Origin of the sequence: Rudanella lutea DSM 19387, assembly GCF_000383955.1 — a bacterium.
GTDB lineage: Bacteria > Bacteroidota > Bacteroidia > Cytophagales > Spirosomataceae > Rudanella > Rudanella lutea.
Genome location: NZ_KB913013.1, coordinates 908,126 through 926,254 on the forward strand (window position 1 = coordinate 908,126; position 18,129 = coordinate 926,254).

Below are 18,129 nucleotides of genomic sequence, written 5' to 3' on the forward strand. Positions count from 1 at the left end.
CCCCAACACCCCGATAGCAATGGCCACCGCCGAGAGCATCAGAACCAGGAACCAACGGTAGCGTTTCATAACAAATTGGAGCAAAAGGAACAGGACAAAGGTCTGATCCTCAGTAGCGGCAGACAATACCGTAGGTACGGTATATTGCAGGCGTAGAACTACGTATTTTGGGCTGGGAGTGGCACCCGAATACGGATCTGTACGCCTTCGCCAGGTGCAGACCGAATCGTCCACTCGCCTTCCAGCAGTTCTACCCGATGCCGGATGTTGGTCAGCCCCTGACTGTTGGGGCGCACCACCTGCGGGTCGAAACCCCGGCCATTGTCCCCATAGTGAAGCGTCAAGCCATCCGGCCCGACGGTAAGTGCGAGCGTCAGCTCCGATGCTCCGGCGTGCTTGAGAGCGTTCTGAAAAAGCTCCTGCACGATGCGGTACAGGTTGATCTGGAAAGCCGGGTCGAGCGGAGGGAGTTGGGGATCAACGTGCAGATTCACCTGCAGGCCACTTACCGACGCTACGGTTTCGGCCGCCTGAGCCAACGCACTGGGTAAGCCCAGCACTTGCAGCGACTGTGGGCTGAACTGATTAATGAGCCGCCTGAGGTCGGTAATAGACGTTTCGAGCAGGGCAAGCGAGCGGGTTTTGAGATCCGGCTGCGGAACGTGCGGACTACCCACATGGCTCAGGTAGAGTTTCAGCGCGGCCAGGTTAGCGCCCACTCCATCGTGGAGTTCGCGGGCAAAGTGAGTCCGTTCAGATTCCTGCGTCTGCACGGCTGTTTGCAGGTCGCGCCGTTGTTGTTGCCGCACGGCAAATAGCCGGTAGCGGTAGAAGCCGTACAAACCCGCCATCAGCGTAGTCAACAACAACAACCTGAACCAGAACGTCAGATAAAACGGGGCTTCGAGCTGAATACGCAACCGGCGAATCGGCCCCCAAAGGCCGTCGTTATTGGCGGCCCGTACCTCAAACACATAGCTACCCGGAGGCAGTTTGATGAACCGGGCCACCGTTTGTGTGCCAGCCTGCACCCAGGCACTATCGAGCCCCAACAAGCGGTACTGATAGCGATTGGCTCCGGCACTGAAATAATCCAGCGCGGCATAGGTCAGGGCAAACGTATTGTCGGGGGGAGGGAGCGTTAACCGCCGAATCTCGCCAATGTAGGTCGGTAGATCATACGGTTTTTCGGCAACGGTCAGATTCGTGAGCTGCACCATTGGCCTGTACTGATTCGGTCGGATCTGGGCCGGAAAAAAGTGGTTGAAACCCAACGTTCCTCCAAAGAATAATTCACCGTTGCGAGCCCGGAAAAAGCTGTTGCCGTTAAACTCGTTCCCCTGCAAACCGTCGGATGGACCGTACGTGCGCACCCGCCCCGACTCCACCGCCAGTCGGCACAAGCCCCGGTTGGTAGATAGCCACAGCTCACCTGCCTGCCCCGGCAACACGCCGTACACAAAGGCATTGGGCAGGCCGTTTCCCTCGTCGAAATGCTGCCTGAGCCGCAACTGACTATCGAACCGAAACAACCCTTTACTCGTGCTCACCCACTCGTTTTGCGCATCCGCATAAAAACTGGCGGCAACCGGCTCGTTCAGGAGTTTGGCCCTCCGTTTCCATTGCCTGTTATGGAGTTTCCCCACATAAATACCCTCCTCATTGACTCCTACCCAAATGCGGCCGTGCCGGTCGGGAGCCGCAAACCCGATAATTTTATGCCGAAAAAACGATTGCTCGGCAAACTGCTCCGTAGCCCGATCAAACAGGTACAGGCCGTCTTCCGTACCAACCAGCAACCAACGATTATCGACTTCGGCCAGGTGCCGCACAAACACCCGCCCCGAATTGAGGGTGGCCCCCGGCGGCCGGTACGTCTGAAATTGGCCGCGCCCCCGATAGCGGGCCAAACCCTGATCGGTAGCAATCCAGAGCGTACCCGACGCGTCGGTGAGCAAATGTCGAATCTGATCACCGGGCAGGCTTTGCGGGTTGGCAGGGTCGTGCCCGAACGGCTTATCGAGCCGGTCGGCCTGCCGGTCGTAAGCCTGTAGCCCTCCGCCAAGCGTGCCCACCCACAAGGTTCCGTCGGGGGTTTCGGCAAACGAGCGAATATTAAGGTTGGCCAGTTTCGGGTGCGTTTGGCCATTCACCAGACCAAACTGAGCCCCATACGGGTTTAGCTTCACCAACCCCTGCGGATCTTCGTTAAGCCAGATAATACCATCACCAAAGTGGTAGAGGTAATACACATCGCCAAGCTGCGTCTGATCAGCGGGACGGTACTGAACGGCCGTAAACGTTCGGGCAACGGGATTGAACCGAAGGACGTGGTGGTCGAGGGTGGCTAAATAAAGCTGTCCGGTCGGGTCTTCGGCCAGGTCGAATACCTGCCCCATTGGCTTACCCTGCCAGCTTGTAAACAGCTCGAACTGCTGCCGGTCGGGGTCGAAGCAGACAATTCCGTCAGCATAAACGAGATAGATGAGGCCATTCCGAGCCAAATGAAAATCAAAAAAAACCAGCGGAGGCCCCAGCCGGTTCTGGGCGTGTCGGCTAAAATAATGGGTGGCCCGGCGGGTGGTTGTATCGTATGCAATGATCCCTTCATCCGCATGAATCCAAAGCCGCCCCCGCCGGTCGAACGTGGTGGCATTCTGGGTCACGTAGTAGTTGAACGCAAACGAAAACTGATTGAAAAGGACCTGTTTCTTCCGCTCCCGAATGTTGTACCGTACAATCCCCTCCTGCCCCGACCAATACCATACCGTATGGGCCGTAGCCCGGAAAGGCGTAGTCGGGTTACTCATCCGGCGGCCGCGGCTGTCGGTGAGCTGAAACGGAGTAAAGCGGTCGGTGGCACGCTGGTACTGATTCAGGCCCTCGTCGGTCCCGATCCAGAGGTCGCCGGTGGGTGCTTCGATAATCTGGTTAACAAACAAGCCAACCGGGGCTGTAGAATCGATAGCCGAGGGCCGGTATGCCCGAAACTGCCCTCCGTTGTAGCGGCAGATCCCGTCCTGCGTACCCACCCAGATAAACCCCCGGGAATCTTTGCACATCGCCGACACAGTACCCTGCACCAGCCCTTGCTCCTGCCCGACCCGCTCTACCCGAAACGGTAGCTGGGCCCGGCTTTCCAGAAACCCGATCCCGCACAACAACCCAACCAGCCAAGCCGTTTTCATGCCCGCTGCAACAAGCGGGTGGTCAGCTCTACCGCGTTGTGTACCCCGAGTTTTGCATAAATATTTTTGCGGTGCGTTTCCACCGTACGGGGGCTGGTAAACGTCCGGGTTGCAATGGCGGTGTTGCTCAAGCCCTGCACGAGCAAATGGGCCACTTCCTGTTCGCGGGGGGTGAGCCGATAATCAGGCACTTGGCTCTGGTCCGGCGGCAAGGCAGTCGGTGAGTAAAGTAACACGTGCTGCAACGAAGGATCAAGATAGATTTCGCCCCCGCAAACGGCATCCAGTGCCTTCATCAAATCCGCATGGTGGGCCGTTTTGGGACAGTAGCCATTGACGCCAGCCCGCAACATGGTTTGAACAGTAGCCGCTTCGGTTTCCATCGAAATGGCCAGAATCGGCAAGTCAGGCCGAAACTCGCGCACCAATCGCGCCACCGCCGGGCCCGGCAGATCGGGCAGGCTGACATCGAGCAATAGTAAATCGATGGATTGCTGCTCCAACGTCGGAAGCACCTCCGCTCCCAACGTCACAACCTCTACCACCTCGTATAGCTCCGAAAACTGGAATAGAAACCGAAGACCATCGGCAAACAGCCGGTGATCGTCGGCAATAAGAATACGTTTCATATGGGTAGGCACCGATTACAAACACTAATGTAAGTAATATTTAGTCGCTCTACTCAACGGGCTCGCAAACAACCGCTTTCCGAAAAATAGATCTGTACGAAAAATAATTCTAAACGGAAACATTTCGGGTAAACTGACGTTATGTTGACAAATAGACGCTCGGTTCTTACATTTGCCCTGTCATATCCTTCGACTATCAACCGATAGGTCGTCAGATTTCAAGCCAAATAATATCCTCGTACATCCAACGGCTCTCACCGGGCCCCTTGCCTGTACGAAGCGCGTAGCAAACCAATAAGCAGCCCCCGGAGTCTCACCAGCCCGTTGCGCCCTGTTTTCAATGCCACTATCCTTAGTTGACCTACTTCTGATCCATCGTCTTTTCTGAAAGCGCCCTTCGCGCTCGTCTACTGCTAATCACGCTTTACGCCCTGCAAGGTTACTGATAACCTGACTTTTATGTACAATATTGAAGAACTGAATATGAAGCTTCTGTCGGAGCTTCGCACGATTGCCGATCAATTTGGAATCACCGACGGCAACAAGTACCCAAAACGTGAATTGATTTATAAGATTCTGGACCATCAGGCGCGGATGCCTATGCCCGATGAAGCGGCCCCCGAGGCAGCCGTTGCGGAGGCCCCACGTCGGGGACGCCGGCCCCGGGCTGAGGCAGTAACCGCCGAGCCCACGCCCGAAGTAGTTGCCGAAACGCCAGCCCCGGAAACGGATACCCCGGCTGTAACACCCGCACGGACGCGCAGCCGGATTCGGCGGGATGCCGGTGCAGCCGATACACCACCTCCCACCAACGAAACTGAATCGATTGCACGTACTGACGAAGGTATGTTGCAAACGCCTACCGAATCGACTGAGGCTGGTACTACGCCTGAGCGCCCCACCGAAGGACGCCGTGAGCCAGCGCCCCGGCCCAACCAGCTCCGCCCCGAACGGGGTAATGAAGCCAACGGAACACGCCCTGACGTGGGCCGCCCCGATGCAGGGCGTATTGAGCGAAACGGACGTCGGTCAGACATGGGCCGCCCAGAAACCGGTCGCCCCGATATGGGCCGTGGCAATGACCGCAACAACCCCAGTGGACGTGATTTCCGGGATCAACGGCAGGGCGACCCACGTCAGGGTGACCCGCGTCAGGGCGATGCCCGCCCAAGCCGGTTTGGACAACCCGGTAACCGGGATATGGAAAATCGGCCCCGCCGTGATGAGCGGCCGGGTGGTTTGCGGGAGCGCCGTCGGGCGGTAACGGATGAGTCGGCGATGAGTATGCGCGTTGAGTCGGAGGAAGAATTTCTGACACCGACCGTCGTTGAAGAGGGTAACACAACCGTTGCCACCGCTCCTGCTGACGGAGAAACACCGGTTACAGAAGGCGCCCCCGCCGAAGCTTCAGCCGAGTTTACCGAAGCTCCCGCCGACGGCGACCGGCAGCAAACCACGCAGGCTCCGCAACCCTCACGGGAGTCGTTGGAGTACCAAAACCGGATTCGTCGGCAATACAATCAGCATATCCGCGAATTCGACGGAATCATTGAAAATGAGGGCGTTCTGGAAATTATGTCCGACGGCGGCTACGGTTTCCTGCGGTCGGCTGACTACAATTTCCTGGCCAGCCCCGACGATATTTATGTATCGCCTTCGCAGATCAAACTGTTTGGCCTGAAAACGGGCGATACAGTGAAAGGAGCTATCCGGCCCCCGAAAGAAGGCGAGAAATACTTTGCCCTGTTGCGCGTAACTACCGTAAACGGCAAAACTACCGAAGAGATTCGCGACCGGATTCCGTTTGAATACCTCACGCCCCTCTTCCCCGAAGAACAGCTCAAACTAACCAACCGGCCCGACCAGTACTCTACTCGGGTGCTTGACCTGTTTGCCCCTATCGGCAAAGGCCAGCGCGGTATGATTGTGGCGCAGCCCAAAACCGGTAAAACGGTGCTGCTCAAAGAGATAGCTAACGCCATCACGCGCAACCACCCCGAGGTACACCTGATCATTCTGCTGATTGACGAACGTCCTGAGGAAGTGACCGATATGGCTCGTAGCGTAAATGCTGAGGTAATCTCCTCGACGTTTGACGAGCAGGCCGACCGGCACGTGAAAGTAGCCAGCATGGTGCTCGAAAAAGCCAAACGTATGGTGGAGTGCGGTCACGACGTGGTGATCCTGCTCGATTCAATCACCCGTCTGGCCCGGGCTTACAACACAGTCGTACCATCGTCGGGTAAGATTCTGTCGGGCGGTGTAGATGCCAACGCCCTGCACAAACCCAAGCGGTTCTTCGGAGCAGCCCGGAACGTGGAAAACGGCGGATCGCTCACGATCATCGCAACGGCCCTGATCGACACGGGCTCGAAAATGGATGAGGTAATTTTTGAAGAGTTTAAGGGAACCGGTAACATGGAACTCCAGCTCGACCGCCGATTGGCCAACAAGCGGGTTTACCCAGCCATCGACGTTATTGCATCGGGTACACGCCGGGAGGATCTCCTGCTGGACAAGGAAACGATGCAACGTGTCTGGATTCTGCGGAAGCATATGTCAGACATGAATCCAATGGAATCAATGGACTTCCTGCTCGATCGCCTGCGCGGCACCCGCAACAACGAGGAATTCCTTATTTCGATGAATCGTTGATCGGTTACCGTCAGTATAAATTTTTGCAAACCGCAGGCCCCACGGAGCCTGCGGTTTTTTGTTACACTCAGCCCAGGTTAGTACACAGAACAGCAGGCAAGTGGGCTGCCGGACCTTAACAAAAAGCATAATTTTCTGGCTATCTTGCATTTATACACAAGACGTGTATTTTTGGATGACCTTTCTGGGCTCTGCTCGTCTGATGAACGACCCAATCGGTCACGCATCACTCCTAATTAAACCCCCGCTAATGTTTACCAACAAGACCCCGTGGATTGTACTCCTGGTGCTTTGGATGGCCGGATCAACCTGGTGGCACGTCTGTAAAATCAAGCAGCTCTGTGCCGATGATGCCCCCTCCACCACCGTTGCTACCTCCTCAGCTCCTGTCTTTACCCTTTCCGATGGTGCTCGTTTCAGCGTTGGTCTGCCCGGCACGTTCAACTTTGCCAAATCGGGGGTTACCCCCAACATGGCTGGTTTCGATGCTCCGCTCGACTCCATTGCTACGTACCTGCAAAACAACCCCGACCGGCAACTGACCCTCACCGGCTATTACTCAGCCGCCGAAACGAATCCGAGTAGCTTCAGCAATTTGGGGATCGCCCGGGCCGAAGCCGTCAAGGAAATGCTCATTCAGCGTGGAGTACCCGCAGCCTCGTTGCTGACGGCCGGTGTCGAAAAAGCCGACATCGCGTTTTCGGCCGCAGGTGACTCGGTGATAGCCGGGGTCAACGGTAGCTTCGCTGCTATGGTGATCACAGCACCCGCCCAACCCGATTCGCTCGCATCCACGTCGGCAATAAGTGCTTCGGCAGCGAGTACATCGGTAGCCTCTGCTTCATCGGCAGGTACACCCGTTACCGAGGAAGCCCTGGCTAAGGCTGAAAAATTTGAGTCGGTCTTCAAACCAATTGATTTGTATTTCAAAACAAACTCGTCGGACTACATCCGCACCGACGAGACGAAGAAATTCTTTAAGGAAGCCATTGCGTATCTGCGCAAAAACAAAGACAAGTCACTGATCCTGACAGGGTACACCGACAACGTTGGGCCCGATGCCGCTAACCTCGCCCTATCGAAAAAACGCGCGGGTTCGGTTAAAACCCGATTACTGTCGCAGGGCGTTGGTGCCAGTCAGGTAAAAGTCGACGGTAAAGGCGAAGCCGACCCCAAAGCCTCAAATGATACTGAAAGCGGACGTAAAGCCAACCGTCGGGTAACGGTTGTTGTCCAGTAAACCCTCCTAAACCCACATTACTATGTTTGACATGAATCCCCTCAACATTGCCGACGCCATGATTCAGCATGGGGTGATGCTGTTTGTGGCTGGCACGTTGGGCTTTATCATTGGATATATTTCGCGGCAGCGGCTCATCGAACAGCTCGAAGGCGACCTGGCCAGCACCGATCGTGAACTCGACGATTGCCAGCGTACGCCGATTATGCCGCTACCGACAGGCATCGATGAGGCCTCCGTACTCAACCGCATCCGGGCACGGGCAAGTGAGCTTAATTTCGACCGGATTGGCCGCGCTGAGGCTTCTGAAGCCGATGATCTGAAAGACATTGTCGGCGTCGGGCCGTTTCTGGAACGCAAACTACACGCCATCGGCATTTACACCTTTCGGCAGGTGGCCAACTTTACAAAAGAGGACATCGATAAGGTCAATGAAATTATCGAGTTCTTCCCCGGCCGCATTGAACGCGACAACTGGGTGGGACAGGCCACGGAATTAGACAAACGAAAATAACCCTTTGCGGAATCGGCTCCGGGTACGTTTCGACGTTGAAACAGTCCTGCCTGGTTGCCATCAACCCCATAACTGACCTTATCACTATGTTTGGATTAGACCCTTTGAGCCGCCCGGTAGCCATCTCCGAAATGTTGCTGCTGCTGGCGTTTGCGGCCTTTGTTGGGTGGTTGATTGCCCGACTTATTTTAAACAGCCGCGTCAACGGTTTACGCACCGAAATCGCCGAACGCGAACAGGAACTGGCTGATTGCCGCCGGGCCAAAGCAACGCCGGTAGCCCCGGCCCAACCGCTTAAAACGGCAGCGGCACCGGTGGTCAGCGTTGCCCAGACCCAGCCAATTGCGCCAGCGTTGGAGACTACCACTGTTGTAGAACCGGCCATTTCGGCCCCATTACCCGAACCTGTTTTACCAGAAGAGCCGGCCCTCCCCCAGGTCGCATTGGGCTCCGAAGCCGCCGTTTTATCGCGCATTGCCTCGCGAGCGAGTGAGCTTAATTTCGACCGGATCGGCCGGGCAACGCTTGCCGAAGCCGACGATTTGAAAGAAGTAGTGGGTATTGGGCCATTTCTGGAGCGCAAACTGCACAGCCTCGGCATTTATACGTTCCGGCAAGTGGCCAACTTTACCAAGGAAGATATCGACAAGGTAAACGAGATTATCGAGTTCTTCCCCGGCCGCATCGAACGCGACAACTGGGTAGGCCAATCGAAAGTCTTCCACGAAAAAAAATACAACGGAAAAGCTTAGCCAATTCGGATTTGTAATCCTGTATTTCGGCTCGGCGTACTGCTTAGTTCAAGGGCTCCACCCGACTGATAGAATGCGCATTGGCTCGCCAATGCGCATTCGCTGCATTTAGGGGTGTACCACGTACAGACCCGCTGCCCGTGCCAGTAAAAGTGCTTATGCACGTTAAACAATACAACGGGGTCTTTAGGAAGCTGCTCAAGCAATAGTTTGTGCGCACGTTCGGCACTTACCTTCGGGCCGAGCACACCAATGCGCTGCGTTACCCGGTGCACGTGCGTATCGACCGGCAAAACGGGCTTTCGGAAATAAAACAGTAGCAACAGCGAAGCCGTTTTGAGCCCCACGCCGGGCAAGCTGGTCAGCCACGACATGGCTTCCTGTGTAGACATATCGGCCAGAAAATCGACCGTTGCGGCTCCCCGTTCGTCAATAATAGCGGTGAGCACCTGCTTTATCCAGGGTGCTTTAACTTCCGGGTATTTCGCCGTTTGGATACACGTAATTAAGTCGTCGAGGGGAGCGTCGCGCACTTGTTCCCAGGTTGGGAACCGCTCGAGCATAGCTTTGTACGCAGCCATCTCGTTTGCATGCGTGGTCCGGTGCGAGAGTATGGTTGCGATTAGCTCGTGCATCGGGTCCATACGTCCGTAAATAGCCTGAGTACCGTACACCTCGGTTAAGCACAGGTGAGCCCACCAGAGCAGGGTGTCGGAGTCGATAACAGAAAAAGGGGGTTGTACAGCCATGCGTCGGGTGTTTACCACGAAACGCAAAACAGCCATACAGCCCCCCAATTACCTACCGAACGACCCATCAGGCGGCCAGCAGTTGCTCGGCCAGCCGAACCAACCCGGTGGTTGCCGGCTCGGCAATAAACGTCACCTGATCTTTATGGCGTAACTCCGGCGTATTGGGATCGACCACAAAAATGGGCACCCCGCGTGGCACGGCATAGGCCAGCCCAGCTGCCGGGTACACCGCCAGCGACGTACCGACCACAATGAAAACATCGGCCTGCTGAGTGATCTCGTACGCTACCTCCATCATGGGTACCTCTTCACCAAACCACACAATGTGCGGCCGTAGCTGATGCCCTTTTTCGCACAGATCACCCATCTGAATTTCGTCGGTTTCGAGCTCGTACACGAGCGAAGGATCGCCCGTGCTGCGGGCCTTAGCCAACTCACCATGTAGGTGTAACACGGTCGATGAACCTGCTTTTTCGTGCAGATTATCAACGTTCTGCGTAATCACCGTCACGTCGTATTTGGCTTCGAGGGCTACCAGTGCCTTATGCCCCGCGTTGGGTTGCGCACTCAGCGCCTGTTTCCGGCGTTTGTTGTAAAAATCCTGTACCAGCGCTGGGTTACGCACCCAGGCATCGGCCGTGGCAACGTCCTCAATTCGGTAGTTTTCCCAGAGTCCGTTTGAATCACGGAACGTTGCCAGACCACTTTCGGCGCTGATTCCCGCCCCCGATAAAACCACAAGTTTGCGTTTCGATTCCATGTTCTTAAGATACGAAATGTAGGCCACAAACGAAAGCGGCCGGACCGACCGGGAGGCTTTCCCAATCGATCCGACCGCATTCTTATTCTTTAGCCCCGAAGGGACTTGCCTTACTTTTTCTTCGCTGGAGCTTTTTTGGCAGGAGCGGCTTTCTTTGCCGTAGCCGCCTTTTTAGCGGGCGCTTTTTTGTCGGCTCCTTCGGCAGGTTCGCCCGCCAGTTCCAGACACTGTTCGAGCGTCAGGGTAGCCGGGTCGGTTTCCTTCGGAATCCTGACGTTGCGCTTACCTACCGCCAAATACGGACCGTACATCCCGTTGACCACCTTTACGTTGGGGTTTTCCGGAAACTCCTTGATGTACTTGTTCGCTTCGGCCTGCCGCTTCTGCTGAATCAGCTCAATCGCCCGATCGAGCGTAATCGCACCCAGTTGCTCCCCTTTGGGCAGCGAGATATATTTATCTTCAAACTTCACGTACGGGCCAAATCGACCTTTTCCCGTTGTCACCGGCTTGCCTTCAAACTCACCCAGCGTATCGCTCACCGATTCGGCCCGTTTTTGCTGAATAAGCTCAACCGCCCGCTCTGCACTGATAGCGTACGGATCGTCTTCTTTCGTCAGCGATACGTATTTATCGTCGTGCCGTACATAGGGGCCAAACTTACCAATACCAATCACCATCGGCTTATCTTCAAAGAAACCAACCTCGCGAGGAAGGGCAAACAGATCGAGGGCTTCCTGCAACGAGATGGTTTCGATAAGCTGATCGGAGCGCAGGTTGGCGTACTGAGGCTTTTCTTCGTCAGTCGACTCGCCAATTTGCACATAGGCCCCATACCGACCCAGCCGGGCCGATACTTTCTTGCCCGAAGCCGGGTGGAGGCCCAGTTCACGAGCGCCTGTTTTGAACGACACACCATCGGAACCCTGCACCTCCTCCACATTGCGGTGGAAAGGGTTGTAGAATCCTTCAAGCATCTGCTGCCAGTCGCGCCGACCGTTGGCGATTTCGTCAAAATCCTTTTCGACGTTCGCGGTGAACTTGAAATCAACGATGTCGGGGAAATACTCCACCAGAAAATCGTTGACCACCATGCCGGTATTAGTCGGGAAGAGCTTGGCCTTTTCGGAGCCGAACATTTCCTTCCCGGTTTTCTCGCTTACCTGATTCTGGGTCAGCAAAAGCTCGCGGAAGGCACGCTCCTGACCGGCCCGGTCCGATTTCACCACATAACCCCGATTAATAATCGTCGAAATAGTAGGCGCATACGTCGAAGGACGGCCTATGCCCATTTCTTCGAGTTTCTTCACCAGGCTGGCTTCGGCATAACGGGGTTGCGGGCGCGAAAACTTCTCGGTGGCTTTCATCTGCCCCAGGTTGAGTACCTGCCCAATCCGAAGCGGAGGGAGCATCCCTTTGCTTTCTTCATCCTCATCATCTTTCGATTCGAGGTAAACCCGCAAAAAGCCGTCAAACTTGATTACTTCGCCCTGTGCCACCAGCTCATTGGGGTACGAGCCGGGCGTGGACGGAGCCGCCACCGGCATATCGAACGGGCTATCGTCGAGCGAGGTAGCCCGCACGGTTTGCGTAGCCCCATTGCCAAATCGAATCGAAATGGTAGCCGTGGTGCGTTCGAGCTGGGCGTCGGCCATTTGTGAGGCAATGGCCCGCTTCCAGATCAGTTCATACAACCGTTTTTCGTCGCGGTTCGACCCCGCGTCGCGGTCATTGAAATTGGTCGGCCGGATGGCTTCGTGTGCCTCCTGCGCCGACTCATTTTTGGTTTTATACTGACGCGTCTGGACATAATTAGGTCCAAACTCGGTTTCGATCTCGGCTTTGGCTTTCCCGATGGCCTCCTGCGACAGGTTGGTCGAGTCGGTACGCATGTACGATATTTTACCCGCTTCGTACAGGCTTTGGGCCAGCTTCATGGTCCGGTCGACAGCGTAGCTCATCTTACGCGAGGCTTCCTGCTGCAACGTCGACGTGGTGAAGGGCGGAGCCGGCGATTTTTTGGCGGGCTTCGTCTCCAGATTTTTAATCGTAAACTCGGCACCGACGCAGAGCTGCAAAAAGCCCCGAGCCTCTTCAACAGTCGCAAAGTTTTTGGGCAGTTCGGCGTTCAAAATCTTGCCGCCATCAACCACAAACTGAGCCGTCACTTTAAAACTCGACTTCGACTGGTGCGCATCAATTTCGCGCTCGCGGTCGACCACCAACCGCAGGGCTACCGACTGCACCCGGCCTGCCGACAGGCCCGTGCTGCCCCCTTTGATCTTACGCCAGAGCACGGGCGAAAGCTCATACCCCACCAACCGGTCGAGAACCCGGCGGGCCTGCTGGGCATTGACCAGATTGAGGTCAATAGATCGGGGTTGCCCAATGGCGTTCAGAATAGCGTTTTTGGTAATCTCCCGAAAGACAATCCGTTTGGTGTTTTCGCGTAGGCCCAATGCCTCTTTCAAGTGCCACGAAATAGCCTCACCCTCGCGGTCGTCGTCGGTTGCGAGCCAGACCTCTTGGGCTTCCTTAGCCATTTTTTTCAGTTCGTTGACCAATTGGCGTTTATCCGGCGACACTTCGTACGCCGGTTTAAAGCCATTACTCACATCAACGGCCAGGCCGTCTTTGGGCAGGTCGCGAACGTGGCCGTAGCTCGACCGAACCGTAAAATCTTTACCTAAGTAGCCTTCAATGGTTTTCGCCTTGGCAGGCGACTCCACAATGACTAAGTTCTTTGACATAAATGGTCTTTCAGGTTGATGCATCCCCACAATTCGCCACCGCATTCCGCCAAATATAGACGCAAAACGACTGAATGTTGCAACACACGGCAACATGCCGACTTCCTGCGAGGTGAGCCAGATTGTAATAAATTAACAAAATATTAGGCTAAACCGTTCGATTTGGCACTTGCAGACAAAGCGAATTAGTCTACACTATTTGTAGATTTTACACCCCACATTTCTCCCTTTGCTCAGGCATAACTATCAGATAATCAGTAATGGCATAATCATTGACAAGGGGTTAGGCAGTTCAACATAACCTTAAACTATTCGATTATGGCATCGCTGATGGATCGTGTGTCAAATTTCTTTAGTGGAAATGACGCAGACACGGGTGAGGGATTGAAAAGCCTTTTTATCACCGAACTGAAAGACATTTATTACGCAGAGGGACAAGCCATCGATGCGCTAGCCGAGCAGGCCGATGCCGCTACGACTGACGAGGTCCGGAATGCGTTTTTGCAACACCAGGAAGAATCGCGTAATCAGCGGACTCGGCTGGAACGTGTATTCGACAGTCTCGGCGTCTCGGCTACCGAAGGGACTTGCGACGCCATTGACGGACTGGCCGATGACGGTCGGCGGGTGGTGTCGAATACCGAATCGGGTTCACTGACCCGTGATGCCGGCCTGATTATGGCTGCTCAAAAAGTAGAGCACCACGAGATTGCTTCGTACGGCTCGGCCGTGACGCTGGCTAAGGTGCTGGGCTACCATGAAGCGGCTCAACTGCTTCAGCAGACACTGGACGAAGAAAAGAATACGGATAAGAAATTGACCCAACTCGCCGAGTCGTTTATCAACCAACGCGCAGCCGGTGAGGGCGACGACATGGACAACGATAACTATGACCGCTATCGGGATCGCGACAGTGTGACCAATGAAGCCACCATGGGCGCGGGTATGTCAAGCTCGGGCACTATGGGCTATGGCTACACCGGGAGTAGCTCAGGTATGACTTCGGGCTCAGGTATGTCGTCTGATTCGGATCACCGCAGCGGCTCAACAGGGTCGGGCATGTCATCAGGTTCCCAATATGGTAGCGGCTCAGGCATGGGTTCGGGGTCATCATCGACAGGCGGCTACAGCAGTGGCTCGTCGATGGACGATGACGATTCGTCGACGCCACGCTACAACCCCAACCGTGATGCCACATTGGGCGGCACGAGTGGCGTGTAGTGAACCAACCGAAACAACGAGGGGAAGAAGAGCCAGAATCAATTCAGGCTCTTCTTCCCCTCGTTTGCGTTTTTTACGGTTTACTGCGCCAACCGCAGCGACTGCCAGGTGGCCATTTGCCAGCGGCCGTTTCGCTTCACGTACACGTCGGTGTAGCGTAGGCGCAGATCGGTAAGTTTACCATCGGGCGCATTCATTTTGATGTCGCAACGACCGTTGATAATGGCGGTATTGCCATACACCCGCACTTTCTGTTCTTTTACGTCAATCGTGTTATACGACGATTTGCCGTCTTTGATCGACTGAATAAACGATTCTTTGCCGTCGACATTACCGTTGGAGTGCGTGTACACCAGATCGTCGGTGAGCAATTTGCTCAGGGCATCGTAGTCTTTAGCCACCTGCGCATCGAACCGCGCTTTTTCAGCTGCTATGACGGCTTTCTCGTCGGCGCTTTGTGCAAAAACAGTTGCCCACGAGAGGAGCATGACAAACGAAAGAAGTAGACGCATAAGAGGGTTTATCGTTTGGAATGGCCCGGACAGGCCGTGAACTAATTTACCCGATAAGGCAATAGAACCCGGCTTCTAACCGGCCGACGCCTTAAAACCTGTGCTCCGTGTTAGAATACCTCACGTGCAATGCGGGCCACGTTATCGGCTTTACCCATCGTATAGTAATGTAACACGGGCACCCCGGCGGCCATCAGCTCGCGCGATTGCTTAATGCCCCACTCTACCCCTACCTCGCGGGCTTGCGCATCGTTTTCGCAGGCTTCTACAGCTTTGACCAGATCCTGCGGCATTTCGAGGTGGAACAGCTTGGGCAAAATCTGTAGCTGCCGACGGGTACTCAGCGGTTTCAGACCCGGAATAATGGGAATAGTGATACCGTGCTCGCGGCACCGATTCACAAAATCGAAGTACTTCTGATTGTCGAAAAACATCTGGGTCACGATGTAATCGGCCCCTTTCTCAACTTTCTTTTTGAGGAAGTCGAAGTCGGTATCCGGGTCGAGTGCCTCAAAATGTTTTTCGGGATAAGCCGCTACTCCCACGCAGAAACTACTGGGCGCCAAGGCCGTGTCTTCTTCGTGCAGATACACGCCCCGATTCATGTTCACCACCTGTTCGACCAGTTCGCTGGCGTAGGAGTAGCCGTTGTCTTTGGGTTTGAAGGTGTTGAACGGTTTGGCCGGGTCGCCCCGCAGCACGAGCACGTTATCAATCCCGAGGTAGTGCAGGTCGATGAGGAAATCCTCGGTTTCTTCGCGGGTAAACCCTCCGCACAAGACGTGCGGCACGGGGTCTACCCCAAACCGGTGCATAATAGCCGAACAGATACCCACCGTGCCGGGCCGTTTGCGCGTTACAATTTTCTTGATCGAACCATCGGGCATAGGCCGTTCAATGTACTCTTCGCGGTGATACGTCACGTCGATGAACGGCGGTTTGAACTCCATCAGCGGCTCGATGTTATCGAGCAGATTTTTGAGATTATCGCCCTTGATCGGCGGGATAACTTCAATGGAGAAGATGGGCTTTCCGTTGGCGTTACGGATGTGATCGGTAATCTTGGTCATTTCGTGTGTGTTCCCCGCACCATGTCGGGGGGCTTGTGCTCCTTATGCTGAGTTTGGAGCGTGTTCGTAAAGTAAGCCCAACCACCGGGCTACGTAATCTCAGACCCGCAAATATATCCGCCCGGCCCCACAAATTCGCAACACGGGGCACAATCAGGGCAGGGCAACCTGTACATAAATTCCATTGGCCAGGCCGTTGGTCCACGGCGTCACGCATGCTGAGTACGCCTTGTTACGGGCACGGGGCCGATGCAACCGGGGTACGAGCCAACCCACCGCCGAGCCAACAGCCGCTCCCACCACCAGGTCGGTCGGAAAATGCTTACCAGCTTCGTAGCGGAGCAGGGCCGTTGTGGTAGCCAGCCCAAGCGAGCCGACCCACACCACCGGCTTCAGTTTTGAGACCGGGAAATAATGCCCAAACACCGTGGACGCAAACACAGCCGAGGCAAATGAGGTTGCCGCATGGCCCGAAAAAAAGGCCCGCCGGGCATCTACGTCCATTTTTTCGCTCAGGGGGGCCGCAGTGTGGTACACAAACGGCCGGTTGCGCAGCGACACCTCTTTCACTATGTCGACGGCTCCGAGCGTAAGCAACATGGTTTGGGCGTACAAGAGCGGCACAGTAAACCACTTTTTCTGGCGCAGGGTAGGTAAACCCGTCAGGCCCACTACGCCTACCGTTCCAAGCAAGGTCAAATCGCTCAGGCGGGCCGCTTTGGGCGACCAGTTACGGGTTGCACCCCGGTCAAATGCGTTGATCGTCTGCGGATCGAGCCGCGCAATTTGTGCTTCGGTCAGGCCCGACTGCCCCCGGCCAATCACAAAAGCGGCTCCGTTGGCCGCTAACCCAAGCGCCATCAGCCGAATTTCGCGACCGGTCTGTAGTTGATAAACCGAGTCGAGGGGAACCATCGGCTGGGCCTTCAGGCTCAAACTCGTTCCCCAAAAACAAAGGCACCCAATCAAGGTGGGGATCAACCCAACCGCACGTCCGCTCCTCTTCCGATTGTTTCTCAAAATACTTCTTTCTTTAGTTTGTCAATAACCGCCTGCTGCGTCTTGGCAAAATGCGTTCGGTCGACGGGTTCGGCCAGCAGCGTATTGGGCGGAGAAAACGAATGGCCCGTGTAGCTTTCAGCGTACAACTCAAACCGCTGCCGAGCCAGCATATTAGCGGCACCCGGTCGTTGGCGGTGTGCCCGCAAGGCGTTGAGGTCGATGTCGGCATGGGCAGACATGCTCTCACCAAAGCCAGCCTCGGCCAGTACCAGCCCTTTGTAATCGACTACTTTTGAACCGCCATCGGCTGAACTGGCGGGGAAGGCCCCTCCGCTTACTCCGGCCGTGTTGGCCGAAACCACATAGGCCATATTCTCGGCGGCACGAGCCAGCGGAGCCACCCGCCCGGGCGTGAGCAACGGGCTACCTACCTCCGAGGCTGAATGCAGAAAAATTTCGGCCCCGCGCATAGCCAAACAACGGGCTACCTCCGGAAACAGAATTTCGTCGGACGCGATACAGGCCAGATTACCGATGTTGGTTTTGGCGACCGGGAAAATAGAATCGTAGCCGTACGCTTCCAGATAGTACGCCCACACGTCGTGCGGGGTGGGGATGTTGAGCGCGTTAAGCCGTCGGTACCGCAGCAAAACGTTGCCGTTTGGCCCGATGATAAAACTGGTTTGGAAGTACAGATCCGGAAAATGCGGGTCCTGCTCGTAAGCATTACCCGAAAAGTAGATTTGTAGCCGCTGCACCATGGCCCCCAGGGCTTCGTAAATCCGCCCATCGATTTCCAAAGCCGCTTTGTCGCGCCACTCAACCAGCGTTTCGCCGAGGGGTGGCCCCGACAGAAAATGTTCGGGCGCGACAACCAGCATGGTATCGCGGCCGATTCGGCTAATGGACGCTTCGATCTGCCGTTCGACCCGTTCGATAGATTGTAGCATTTGCTCCTCGCTTTGCTCGCGGGAGGTACAGGCATTTACGGTTTGGCAAGCGGTTTGGAGAGCCAGCGTTTTATACATAGAAAGAGTTTGTTGTTCGGATGTTAGACAGTAGACGTCCGGTGTTAGTCACGGGA

14 protein-coding genes are annotated in these 18,129 nt (G+C 55.5%); 5 read left to right on the top strand and 9 right to left on the bottom strand.

The window, feature by feature from the left end; translation table 11 throughout:
- Positions 1-158: 158 nt before the first annotated feature.
- Positions 159-3,188, bottom strand: coding sequence for a sensor histidine kinase (locus tag RUDLU_RS0103990; RefSeq protein ID WP_019987061.1), 3,030 nt, complete (start codon positions 3,186-3,188; stop codon positions 159-161).
- A complete protein-coding gene (locus RUDLU_RS0103995; protein ID WP_019987062.1) occupies positions 3,185-3,817 on the bottom strand; it encodes a response regulator in 633 nt (210 codons plus the stop codon). The genes RUDLU_RS0103990 and RUDLU_RS0103995 overlap by 4 nt, the downstream gene beginning before the upstream one ends.
- Before the next feature lie 459 nt (positions 3,818-4,276).
- On the opposite strand from RUDLU_RS0103995, the gene rho reads away from it, so the two are divergent.
- The 4 genes from rho (at position 4,277) to RUDLU_RS0104015 (ending at position 8,978) form a co-directional block, all read left to right on the top strand.
- Positions 4,277-6,472 (top strand): transcription termination factor Rho, encoded by a 2,196-nt coding sequence (gene rho, locus RUDLU_RS0104000; RefSeq protein WP_019987063.1) that lies wholly within the window; start codon positions 4,277-4,279, stop codon positions 6,470-6,472.
- A gap of 250 nt (positions 6,473-6,722) precedes the next feature.
- Complete coding sequence (locus tag RUDLU_RS0104005) at positions 6,723-7,712, top strand: OmpA family protein (protein WP_019987064.1); 990 nt, start codon at positions 6,723-6,725, stop codon at positions 7,710-7,712.
- 22 nt (positions 7,713-7,734) lie between these two features.
- On the top strand, positions 7,735-8,226 hold the full coding sequence (locus RUDLU_RS0104010; protein ID WP_019987065.1) for a hypothetical protein: 492 nt from the start codon (positions 7,735-7,737) through the stop codon (positions 8,224-8,226).
- 86 nt (positions 8,227-8,312) lie between these two features.
- Entirely contained in the window at positions 8,313-8,978 is a 666-nt protein-coding gene (locus tag RUDLU_RS0104015; protein ID WP_019987066.1) for a hypothetical protein, read from the top strand.
- Here the strand turns inward: RUDLU_RS0104015 and RUDLU_RS0104020 are convergent.
- From RUDLU_RS0104020 to topA, 3 genes are all read right to left on the bottom strand, one after another.
- On the bottom strand, positions 8,975-9,727 hold the full coding sequence (locus tag RUDLU_RS0104020) for an endonuclease III domain-containing protein (RefSeq protein WP_019987067.1): 753 nt from the start codon (positions 9,725-9,727) through the stop codon (positions 8,975-8,977). The two genes, RUDLU_RS0104015 and RUDLU_RS0104020, sit on opposite strands and share 4 nt — an antisense overlap.
- A gap of 67 nt (positions 9,728-9,794) precedes the next feature.
- Positions 9,795-10,490 carry an SIR2 family NAD-dependent protein deacylase gene (locus tag RUDLU_RS0104025; protein WP_019987068.1) on the bottom strand — a complete coding sequence of 232 codons (696 nt, stop codon included), beginning with the start codon at positions 10,488-10,490 and terminating at the stop codon, positions 9,795-9,797.
- 110 nt (positions 10,491-10,600) lie between these two features.
- Positions 10,601-13,240 carry a type I DNA topoisomerase gene (gene topA / locus RUDLU_RS0104030; protein ID WP_019987069.1) on the bottom strand — a complete coding sequence of 880 codons (2,640 nt, stop codon included), beginning with the start codon at positions 13,238-13,240 and terminating at the stop codon, positions 10,601-10,603.
- 318 nt (positions 13,241-13,558) lie between these two features.
- Here topA and RUDLU_RS0104035 point away from each other — a divergent pair, with 318 nt between their 5' ends.
- Positions 13,559-14,461 carry a YciE/YciF ferroxidase family protein gene (locus tag RUDLU_RS0104035; protein ID WP_019987070.1) on the top strand — a complete coding sequence of 301 codons (903 nt, stop codon included), beginning with the start codon at positions 13,559-13,561 and terminating at the stop codon, positions 14,459-14,461.
- Positions 14,462-14,541: 80 nt separating this feature from the next.
- Here RUDLU_RS0104035 and RUDLU_RS0104040 read toward each other — a convergent pair whose 3' ends face one another.
- The 4 genes from RUDLU_RS0104040 to RUDLU_RS0104055 form a co-directional block, all read right to left on the bottom strand.
- Entirely contained in the window at positions 14,542-14,973 is a 432-nt protein-coding gene (locus RUDLU_RS0104040) for a nuclear transport factor 2 family protein (RefSeq protein WP_027302743.1), read from the bottom strand.
- Positions 14,974-15,083: 110 nt separating this feature from the next.
- A complete protein-coding gene (gene metF / locus RUDLU_RS0104045; protein ID WP_019987072.1) occupies positions 15,084-16,043 on the bottom strand; it encodes a methylenetetrahydrofolate reductase [NAD(P)H] in 960 nt (319 codons plus the stop codon).
- 153 nt (positions 16,044-16,196) lie between these two features.
- Positions 16,197-16,958: a phosphatase PAP2 family protein gene (locus RUDLU_RS0104050; protein WP_157580519.1), complete on the bottom strand. Its 762-nt coding sequence runs from the start codon at positions 16,956-16,958 to the stop codon at positions 16,197-16,199.
- A 101-nt stretch (positions 16,959-17,059) separates the two neighbouring features.
- Positions 17,060-18,073, bottom strand: coding sequence for a nitrilase-related carbon-nitrogen hydrolase (locus RUDLU_RS0104055; RefSeq protein WP_019987074.1), 1,014 nt, complete (start codon positions 18,071-18,073; stop codon positions 17,060-17,062).
- Between the last annotated feature and the right edge of the window lie 56 nt (positions 18,074-18,129).

Bases quoted from the DNA above. Each gene is read 5' to 3' on its own strand.
- RUDLU_RS0103990 (WP_019987061.1), bottom strand. From the start codon at position 3,188: ATGAAAACGGCTTGGCTGGTTGGGTTGTTGTGCGGGATCGGGTTTCTG.
- RUDLU_RS0103995 (WP_019987062.1), bottom strand. From the start codon at position 3,817: ATGAAACGTATTCTTATTGCCGACGATCACCGGCTGTTTGCCGATGGT.
- rho (WP_019987063.1), top strand. From the start codon at position 4,277: ATGTACAATATTGAAGAACTGAATATGAAGCTTCTGTCGGAGCTTCGC.
- RUDLU_RS0104005 (WP_019987064.1), top strand. From the start codon at position 6,723: ATGTTTACCAACAAGACCCCGTGGATTGTACTCCTGGTGCTTTGGATG.
- RUDLU_RS0104010 (WP_019987065.1), top strand. From the start codon at position 7,735: ATGTTTGACATGAATCCCCTCAACATTGCCGACGCCATGATTCAGCAT.
- RUDLU_RS0104015 (WP_019987066.1), top strand. From the start codon at position 8,313: ATGTTTGGATTAGACCCTTTGAGCCGCCCGGTAGCCATCTCCGAAATG.
- RUDLU_RS0104020 (WP_019987067.1), bottom strand. From the start codon at position 9,727: ATGGCTGTACAACCCCCTTTTTCTGTTATCGACTCCGACACCCTGCTC.
- RUDLU_RS0104025 (WP_019987068.1), bottom strand. From the start codon at position 10,490: ATGGAATCGAAACGCAAACTTGTGGTTTTATCGGGGGCGGGAATCAGC.
- topA (WP_019987069.1), bottom strand. From the start codon at position 13,240: ATGTCAAAGAACTTAGTCATTGTGGAGTCGCCTGCCAAGGCGAAAACC.
- RUDLU_RS0104035 (WP_019987070.1), top strand. From the start codon at position 13,559: ATGGCATCGCTGATGGATCGTGTGTCAAATTTCTTTAGTGGAAATGAC.
- RUDLU_RS0104040 (WP_027302743.1), bottom strand. From the start codon at position 14,973: ATGCGTCTACTTCTTTCGTTTGTCATGCTCCTCTCGTGGGCAACTGTT.
- metF (WP_019987072.1), bottom strand. From the start codon at position 16,043: ATGACCAAGATTACCGATCACATCCGTAACGCCAACGGAAAGCCCATC.
- RUDLU_RS0104050 (WP_157580519.1), bottom strand. From the start codon at position 16,958: ATGGTTCCCCTCGACTCGGTTTATCAACTACAGACCGGTCGCGAAATT.
- RUDLU_RS0104055 (WP_019987074.1), bottom strand. From the start codon at position 18,073: ATGTATAAAACGCTGGCTCTCCAAACCGCTTGCCAAACCGTAAATGCC.